Annotated in this window: 8 protein-coding genes; 3 read left to right on the forward strand and 5 right to left on the reverse strand. The window is 36.1% G+C overall.

The features are described from left to right. Nucleotides 1-177 precede the first annotated feature (177 nt). On the reverse strand, nt 178-1,575 hold the full coding sequence (gene fumC, locus J0871_RS11150; RefSeq protein ID WP_208225287.1) for a class II fumarate hydratase: 1,398 nt from the start codon (nt 1,573-1,575) through the stop codon (nt 178-180). Nucleotides 1,576-1,757: 182 nt separating this feature from the next. On the opposite strand from fumC, the gene J0871_RS11155 reads away from it, so the two are divergent. Next, nucleotides 1,758-1,934, forward strand: a complete 177-nt coding sequence (locus J0871_RS11155) for a hypothetical protein (RefSeq protein WP_093302571.1) — start codon at nt 1,758-1,760, stop codon at nt 1,932-1,934. Nucleotides 1,935-2,026: 92 nt separating this feature from the next. On the opposite strand, the gene J0871_RS11160 is transcribed toward J0871_RS11155, so the two are convergent. The 4 genes from J0871_RS11160 to prfB all read right to left on the reverse strand — a co-directional run bounded on the left by J0871_RS11160 (nt 2,027) and on the right by prfB (nt 6,586). Further along, entirely contained in the window at nt 2,027-4,555 is a 2,529-nt protein-coding gene (locus J0871_RS11160; RefSeq protein WP_208225288.1) for a TonB-dependent receptor, read from the reverse strand. Between the two features lie 117 nt (nt 4,556-4,672). Continuing rightward, entirely contained in the window at nt 4,673-5,044 is a 372-nt protein-coding gene (locus J0871_RS11165) for a hypothetical protein (RefSeq protein ID WP_208225289.1), read from the reverse strand. A gap of 28 nt (nt 5,045-5,072) precedes the next feature. Further along, nucleotides 5,073-5,417 (reverse strand): arsenate reductase (glutaredoxin), encoded by a 345-nt coding sequence (gene arsC / locus J0871_RS11170; RefSeq protein ID WP_075326743.1) that lies wholly within the window; start codon nt 5,415-5,417, stop codon nt 5,073-5,075. 70 nt (nt 5,418-5,487) lie between these two features. Next, nucleotides 5,488-6,586 (reverse strand): peptide chain release factor 2 gene (prfB, locus tag J0871_RS11175; RefSeq protein ID WP_208225290.1). Its coding sequence is split into 2 segments (ribosomal slippage): nt 5,488-6,522 and nt 6,524-6,586, totalling 1,098 coding nucleotides; the frame shifts between segments, so codons are not numbered across the junction. A 272-nt stretch (nt 6,587-6,858) separates the two neighbouring features. On the opposite strand from prfB, the gene J0871_RS11180 reads away from it, so the two are divergent. Both J0871_RS11180 and J0871_RS11185 read left to right on the forward strand, forming a co-directional pair. Further along, nucleotides 6,859-7,887, forward strand: a complete 1,029-nt coding sequence (locus J0871_RS11180) for a GntG family PLP-dependent aldolase (protein ID WP_208225291.1) — start codon at nt 6,859-6,861, stop codon at nt 7,885-7,887. Between the two features lie 89 nt (nt 7,888-7,976). After that, a complete protein-coding gene (locus tag J0871_RS11185; RefSeq protein WP_208225292.1) occupies nt 7,977-8,489 on the forward strand; it encodes a redoxin domain-containing protein in 513 nt (170 codons plus the stop codon). Nucleotides 8,490-8,661: the final 172 nt, after the last annotated feature.

Genomic DNA, 8,661 nt, shown 5'->3' on the forward strand with positions numbered 1-8,661 from the left:
AAGAAAAAGAGTTGTTTGAATGTTTTAAGCAGCGTCATCCTGAATTTATTTCAGGATCTAAGTGGTTGTCAATCGAAATACACTAGAAGCTGAAACAAGTTCAGGATTACGAATAATAATAAAAAAGCCTGTCTAAATTTTTTAGACAGGCTTTTTGAGTTTATACAAAGGAATCGATTATTTAATATTTCCAACCATATCTTTAGGTTGTACCCATTCATCAAATTGCTCTTCGGTAAGATGACCTAATTCAACGGCTGCCTCTTTTAGCGTTGTGCCATCTTCGTGTGCTTTATTCGCAATTTCAGCTGCTTTGTAATACCCGATTTTTGTATTTAAAGCGGTAACCAACATCAAAGAATTATTTAAATGTTCTTTGATTCTTGGTGTGTTCGCTTCAATTCCACGGGCACAGTTAACATCAAAAGATACACAGGCGTCACCTATAAGTTCTGCACTTTGTAATAAGTTAGCAGCCATAACCGGTTTAAATACATTTAATTCAAATTGGCCCTGCATTCCGCCAACCCCAATGGCTACGTCGTTACCCATTACCTGAGCGCAAACCATAGTTAAAGCTTCACATTGCGTAGGATTCACTTTTCCTGGCATAATGGAAGATCCCGGTTCATTAGCCGGAATATTGATCTCTCCAATTCCACTTCTTGGACCGGAAGAAAGCATTCTAATATCGTTTCCTATTTTATTTAGGGAAACTGCTAATTGTTTTAAAGCCCCGTGAGTTTCAACAAAAGAATCATGTGCGGCCAGGGCCTCAAATTTATTTCCTGCCGAAACAAATGGTAATTCGGTGAATTTTGCAATGAATTCAGAAACGCGCTTTGAATATCCTTTTGGAGTATTTAATCCAGTTCCAACCGCAGTACCACCAAGTGCTAATTCGGCTAAATGCGGAAGTGTATTTTCCAGCGCATTAATTCCGTGATCCAGTTGAGCCACATAACCACTAAACTCCTGGCCCAGGGTTAGGGGAGTGGCATCCATAAAATGCGTACGCCCAATTTTTACAACTTCTTTAAACTCATCTGACTTTTTCTTTAAAGTATCACGAAGTTGTCTTACACCCGGAAGGGTAACTTTCGTAATCTTTTTATAGGCAGCGATATGCATACCCGTAGGAAAAGTATCGTTAGAAGATTGAGATTTATTTACATCATCATTTGGTTGCAAGGTTTTGTCTCCTTCTCCCAAAGTTTTTCCTGCAAGTTGGTGCGCGCGGTTGGCAATAACTTCATTTACGTTCATATTGCTTTGAGTACCGCTGCCGGTTTGCCAAATTACCAAAGGAAATTGGTCATCATGTTTCCCTTCAAGAATTTCGTCACAAACCTGGGCAATATAATCTCTTTTATCTACCGGCAAAACACCTAATTCACAGTTGGTGTATGCAGCAGCTTTTTTGAGGTAAGCAAAACCATAAACTATTTCCAGAGGCATACTGGCGGCAGGACCAATTTTAAAATTATTCCGGGAGCGTTCCGTTTGTGCACCCCAGAGTTTATCGGCCGGAACCTTTACTTCTCCAATAGTATCTTTTTCTATTCTATAGTCCATAATTAATATATTAGTTGTGACACAAATTTACAAGTTAGCGGCTTTTTTATAGGTATAAAAACAAAGAATTTAGCCTGTATTTTTTCTGATTTTCGTCAAGTAAGTGTGAATTTCTCACAATTTAATTGTGATAAGCCGGCAAAGCTTACTATCTTTGACCAGATCAAAAAAATTTTGATATTATGTTCGAATTCGATCAATACCTCGGTTTCCTGGCTTTCCTGGTTATTTTAACTATGGGATTCTGGCTTATGATTTTCCTAATGGCTATCTTACCCTATTGGATAGGCGGTTCGGTTGCTGAATTGCTTAAAGAAAAGAAAGAAGCTAGAAAAAAAGCTAAAGAAGAAAAAGCATAAAAAAAGGGACGGTTAATGTCCCTTTTTTTATGCTTTATTTTTTACAATAAAATAAAAACCGGCTTATTTAAGCCGGTTTTATTAGTTCTAAATTATCCTTCAAATCCGGGATCATCAAAATCTTCTTCACCACCACGTCGTTGTTCGCGTTTTTGCTGATTGAATCTATAAATTACTGAAAGGTTAATTTGTCTTTGTCTCCATTGGAATTCACTTTCCCTGTTAAAGAATTCAGTAGAAGTAAATGATTTTCTTTTTCTTGAATTTAATAAATCTCTTACGTTTAAAGAAAGCGTAACATTATCGTTTAGAATTTCTTTACTAAAAGCAAGATCTATAGAAAAAATCCCTTCGTTTTTAGTTTGTGCATTTTCCTGTGGACCACGATAGAAAGCATTGGTTTGCCAATCTATAGCACCGGGAAGTGTTACTTTAGAGCTAAACCTTGCAAACCAGCTTGTATTTTTTGCTCCATAATCTACACCATTAAATTCACCTTCAGTTTCAAACTGAAAAAAGTTAAAACTACTATTTAATCTTAACCAGTCTGCCGGGTTGTAAAGAATACCAAGTTCTCCACCGGTTCTTTTATTAGTAGCAAGGTTAATAGGGATAGTTCTAATAATATCAATACCATCTGTAGTTTCCTGGCCTGTATTTTCTTCAACTCTTTCAAACGAATCTGTTTCGTGTTGATAATAAACAGAAGAAGTAAAGGTTATTTTATCCCATCGTTTTAAGTATCCAATATCAAAAGCGCTGGCAAAAGCCGGTTGTAAATTAGGATTTCCCTGAAATACGTTAGTACGACTTGAACGAGATGGGAACGGATTAATATACCAACCTCTAGGGCGGTTAATCCTTCTATTATAACCTACAGTTATATTTTCTTCTTCGCCACCGTCACTGGATAATTCGTAAATTAAATTAACTGTTGGGAACAAGCCTAAATAATTATTGTCAAATTTTGTTTGAATTGGGAATCCAAAAGCTTCAACAAGTTCTTCATCACTTAGTCTTGAATTTATATCACCTTTAAGTTGAGTGTTTTCTAATCTTAAACCTAAGAGAAATGAAAATTTACCAAATTTGGTTCCGTATTGCGAATACAGGGCATTTACGTTTTCTTCGTAATCAAAGATATTGGTAAGCGTATCGTTAGTTACCAGATTTCCGGTAGCTAAATCTTCCTGCTGTAGACGGTAATCTGTAATTTCGTTTTCAAAATTTCCGCGGTAACCGGCTTCAAATCTAGCGTCTTCCCCAAGCGGTAAAACATAATCTGCCTGGATTAAATATTCTTTTTGATCTTCTTCGGTATAAACTTCTTCTCGTTGAAAAGCTTCAGGATTTTCCTGATTTGTAGAAATATATTCTTCGTTTATAAAAGTATTTTGAACTTCGGCATCGTTTTCATATTGAAAATCGGCTGTTAGTTCGTGACCTTCATCATTAAATTTATTCTGGTAATTTATTGAAATCTGGTAGCTATTATCTTCTTCACTTTGCAACTCTCTTCTTAAAGTTTCTTCAACTAAACTGCCACCAATATAGCGATCGCTATTATTTAAGGTTTCATCTTCATCCTCACCATAGCGGTAAAAAATACTGGCTGTAAGCGAAGATTGCTCGGTAAGGAAATATTCAATTCCAAAATTACCGTTGTAGTTTCTGTTTAAACGCTCTGTTTCCCGTTCCTCGCGAATTCTATCATATTCGGGTCTAACAATTTCCCCATCAGAATTAAATCTTCTTAAATACTCGGTATCACTAAAATTATTTTGGGGAGCATCAAAATAGCGCCATCCAATATTAGTAAATAGGTTGAATTTTTCAGTTCTATAGTTAAGATCGGTGGAAAGTCCGGCATTATCGGGATGACCTAAGTTTAAATTTACAGAACCGTTAAATCCAAGGGTTTCTTTTTGTCTAAGTATAATGTTTAAAATACCTGCTGTACCTTCAGCATCATATCTAGCCGAGGGGGAAGTAATAACTTCAACACGTTCAATAGCTTCAGCAGGAAGCTGGCTTAAAACGTTACTATCTCCAAACCCGGCCATTGCTGATGGTTTACCATTAATAAGGATTCTAACATTTTGATTCCCTCTTAAGCTAATTCCGCCTTCAACATCTACAGAAACCGAAGGAACGTTATTAAGAGCATCACTAACAGTACCTCCTGCGGTGGTAAGGTCTTTTCCTATATTATAAATCTTTTTATCAAGTTGAACGCTAACCTGTGTAGTTTCGGCCTGGACTACAACCTCATCAAGACTATCTGAATCTAGCCCCAGGCTGATAGTTCCTAAATTAATATCTGAATCTACCTTACGATCATTGAATTCTTTAGTTTCATAAGAGATAAATTCAACAATAACATTATAGGTGCCTTCTGGAACTACTATTGAGAAATTTCCCTGAGAATTGGTTACAACTCCTGTAACATCTGCAGGTTCGTTGGTATTAACTACAGAAACTGTTGCAAATTCAAGAGGAACATTCATCTCCTCGTCCATTACTTTTCCGGAAATTTTATGCGGACCCGATTGGGCGAAGCCGCTAAGGCTGAAAAAAAGAAAAAACGCTACACTGAGCGTACTCAAGATTTTGGTGGTCATAAAAAATTTTATTCTTTGACCCCAAATTTTTGAAATGGTTTAATGGAATTTGGGTTAAACTCGCGTTAAATACGACTTTCAAATGTTAAAAGTACTTTTATCACTGAGCTTCAATACTTAAGATTTACGACTAATTTTCTTATTTAATTCAAGATATTTTTCAAACTGCTTTTTGCTCATTAATTTCTGCAACTTTCTATGTTCTGCCTTTTGAATCTCCTTGAGTTTAAAGATTATTTCATCTTCATGTAAAGCCGTAGTATTAAGGATTTCATTCTTTTTAAGGGTATATTCTATAATAAGGTCTTCAAGTTTACCGGTTTGTTCAAAATCCAGTTCTAATTCTCTTTTCCAGGTATAGGCTAATTCCCTTGCAATTTCAAGAAGTTCTTTTCTGCTTTTTCTATGCAGGTAAAAATGGGAAAAAACAAATCCCGCTACTAGAAATCCGGCGGCCCCAATTATAGCTATTTTATGTTGAGTTTTCATTTTTTACTGGTTTGAATTACCAAAACTTTTATTGTAATAAATCTTCAATTTTAGAACCCGGGCGACCTACAACCGCAGTATCTTTAGTTTCTACAATAGGTCTTTCAATTAATTTTGGATTTTTAACCATTACAGTAATTAATTCCCTGTCGCTAAGATCTTTATTTTTATATTCTTCTTTCCAGATCTTTTCGTTGGTTCTTATTAACTGCATAGGATAAAAACTTAATTTATCCAGAATTTGTTTTAATTCAGTTTCAGAAAGAGGTTCTTTTAAATATTCTCTAACCTCATAATCTTTTCCTGAGTTTTTAACGATTTCCAATCCTTCCCGGGATTTTTTACATCTGGCGTTATGGTAAACTGTAATCATTATTTTTTGGTTTTGGCTTCTTTAAAATAAACAATAAATTCTAATTCTAAAATTTATGAGCATAAACTTATCAATCTTCCTGCCGTTGTCCCATCATCATTAAAAAAGCTTTTAAAAACATATCAATATCACCATTCATCACGGCATCTACATTTCCGGTTTCTTCTGCAGTTCTTACGTCTTTAACCAATTTATAAGGATGCATCACGTAATTTCTAATTTGAGATCCCCATTCAATTTTCATCTTAGAATCTTCAATTTCCCTACGTTGGGCCTGTTGTTTCTGAAGTTCTATTTCATACAACTGACTTTTTAAAAGCTGCATTGCCTTGGTCTTATTTTCCAGCTGCGATCGTGTTTCAGAATTTTCTACAACAATTCCCGTAGGAGCGTGGCGCAATCTAACCGCGGTTTCAACCTTATTTACATTTTGTCCCCCAGCTCCAGAAGAACGCATAGTTTCCCAGGAAATCTCAGAAGGATTAATGTCTATTTCAATTGAATCATCGGCTAATGGATAAACATAAACTGAAGCGAACGAGGTGTGCCTTTTCGCATTACTGTCAAATGGGGAAATACGCACCAATCTGTGTACGCCATTTTCACCTTTTAGCCATCCAAAAGCAAAATCGCCTTCAATTTCAAGCGTTACCGTTTTAATTCCTGCAACATCACCGGCCTGGTAATTCAATTCTTTTATCTTAAACCTGCGTTTTTCGGCCCACATAAGGTACATACGTATAAGCATCTCGGCCCAGTCGCAACTTTCGGTACCACCGGCACCGGCAGTAATTTGTAAAACCGCACTCAATTTATCACCCTCTTCCGAAAGCATATTTTTAAACTCAAGGTCTTCTGTAAGGTCTAAGGCCTGCTTATGTTTTTCTTCCACATCTTTTTGCGTAGCTTCATCTTCCTTATAAAATTCATACAAAACCTCTAAATCTTCCACCAGGGTTTCTCCTTTTTCAAATTCGTCTACCCATTGCTTTTCAGTATTGAGATCACGCATTAGTGCCTCAGCTTTTTTAGGATCGTCCCAAAAATCTGGAGCAAAGGTTTTTTCTTCCTGGTTGGAGATTTCTATTTTTTTGGCATCAATGTCAAAGATACCTCCTTAACGCACCAAGGCGCTCTCTGAGATCTTTGATCTGCTCAGTTGTAATCATATCTAAATTTTATAAGGTAAAAATAGAATTTAAGACTGCGACGGGAAAGTATTTAACGATATTTTTATAGTTTTAGACTTCCTATAAAAGCACGTAAATGCAGCAATTTTTACTTATTTTGCTGTTAGTCAGTTTCTCACTTTCTAGAATAATATAATTTCTTCTGAAAAAGAAATTTTGCATTGGAGGTTTGAAATTGATTTTGGAAATTAAGTTATAATGAATCAAATGGAAATAATTTCTGTTTTTGCAGAAATGAAAAAGAAATATATATGAAAGAAATAGATTTAAGAAGTGATACCGTAACCCGCCCAACAAGCGGAATGTTAAAAGCAATAATGGGAGCCGAAGTTGGGGACGATGTTTATAAAGAAGATCCTAGCGTAAACGCGTTAGAAGAAAAACTGGCAAAGATGTTCGGAAAGGATGAAGCCTTATTTTTTCCTACCGGAAGTATGGCTAACCAGGCCGCAATAAAATTACATACCCAACCTGCCGAGCAGCTAATTTGTGATAAATGGGCACATGTTTTTAATTACGAAGGTGGTGGCGCTTCTTTTAATAGTGGGGTTTCCTGCAAGTTGGTAGATGGTGATCGCGGAATGATTACTGCTGCCCAGGTTGAAGAAAATATAAATCCGCCAGACTTTTATCACAGTCCGTTAACGAGTTTGGTTTGTTTAGAAAACACTACTAATAAAGGTGGTGGCGCTTGTTATGACCTGAAGGAAATCAAAAAAATAAGAAAGGTTTGCAATACGCATAAATTAGGTTTGCATTTAGATGGCGCAAGGCTTTTTAATGCTTTGGTTGCTAAAAATGAAGATCCCAAAGAATACGGAAAATTATTTGATACGATTTCGGTTTGTCTTTCTAAAGGACTGGGAATCCCTATGGGATCGGTGCTTATTGGTGATAAGGAAATTATGAAAAACGCGATTAGAATTCGTAAAGTTTTAGGTGGTGGTATGCGCCAGGTAGGTTTTATGGCCGCAGCCGGAATTTATGCCTTAGATAACCACGTAGAGCGTTTAGCCGAAGACCATAAAAGAGCTGCAGACATTGCTGAAACTTTAGAAGCTGCAAGCTATGTGGGCGAGGTGGAAACTGTAGAAACAAATATTATTATTTTTTACCTGAAAAATGCTTCAGATGAAACTGCTTTTATGAAAAAGCTTCAGCTGGAAAATATTAGAATAAGCAATATGGGACAGGGAAAATTGAGGATTGTTACCCATTTGGATTATTCCGAAGAAATGCACCAGAAGTTTTTGAAGGTTCTACGGGAAATTAATTTATAGGTTTTAATAGAGTTTAACCTAAACTTACAATGCTTTTAATATGTTTCGGGAATTGAATTTCATAATTTTCAAAAAACCAAAATTGAGTTATGAAAAATGTATTGCCAAGAAAAGAAGTACCAAGATTAAGAGTGGAAACCACCAGCGGAATGCAATGGGATATACGCGACCAGAAGCCAGAGAATTTTACGATGGTTATTTTTTATCGCGGATTGCACTGCCCGGTTTGTAAATCGTATTTAGAAGAATTAAATAAAAAAGTTGAGAAATTTCAGGAGAAAGGAGTGAGTGTTATTTGCCTTAGCGCGAATAATAAGTCCCTGGCAGAAAAAACGGTGAAGGAGTGGGAAGTATATAATCTTACTATAGGTTATAATTTTAATCCTGAAGATGCCCGGAAATGGGATCTATATATTTCGGAAGGAATTAATGATGAACCCGAAGTTTTCTTTGAACCCGGACTATTTCTTGTAAAACCTGATAATACGCTTTATGCGGCTTCTATTCAAACGATGCCTTTCGCAAGGCCAAAATTTGATGAATTATTAAAGGCTATAGATTTTGTGGTAGATAAAGAATATCCAGCAAGGGGAGAAGCATAAAAAGAAAAACCTCACAGCTTTCTAAAAACTGTGAGGTTTTTTTTGGGGTCTGTAAATTAAACTCTGTCTGATGTTTCAATTCCTCTGGGGCTAGCCCCAGAGGAATTGGCGTTTATGTCCAGTGGTATCCGGTCTCCAAATTTAATATAAAATTGCTGAATCGTAAGGCTCC

The sequence above is a fragment of the Salegentibacter sp. BDJ18 genome (genome assembly GCF_017579965.1).
Taxonomy (GTDB): Bacteria; Bacteroidota; Bacteroidia; order Flavobacteriales; family Flavobacteriaceae; genus Salegentibacter.

Excerpts from the sequence above, each read along its gene's own strand:
- fumC (WP_208225287.1), bottom strand. The coding sequence starts at position 1,575 with ATGGACTATAGAATAGAAAAAGATACTATTGGAGAAGTAAAGGTTCCG.
- J0871_RS11155 (WP_093302571.1), top strand. The coding sequence starts at position 1,758 with ATGTTCGAATTCGATCAATACCTCGGTTTCCTGGCTTTCCTGGTTATT.
- J0871_RS11160 (WP_208225288.1), bottom strand. The coding sequence starts at position 4,555 with ATGACCACCAAAATCTTGAGTACGCTCAGTGTAGCGTTTTTTCTTTTT.
- J0871_RS11165 (WP_208225289.1), bottom strand. The coding sequence starts at position 5,044 with ATGAAAACTCAACATAAAATAGCTATAATTGGGGCCGCCGGATTTCTA.
- arsC (WP_075326743.1), bottom strand. The coding sequence starts at position 5,417 with ATGATTACAGTTTACCATAACGCCAGATGTAAAAAATCCCGGGAAGGA.
- J0871_RS11180 (WP_208225291.1), top strand. The coding sequence starts at position 6,859 with ATGAAAGAAATAGATTTAAGAAGTGATACCGTAACCCGCCCAACAAGC.
- J0871_RS11185 (WP_208225292.1), top strand. The coding sequence starts at position 7,977 with ATGAAAAATGTATTGCCAAGAAAAGAAGTACCAAGATTAAGAGTGGAA.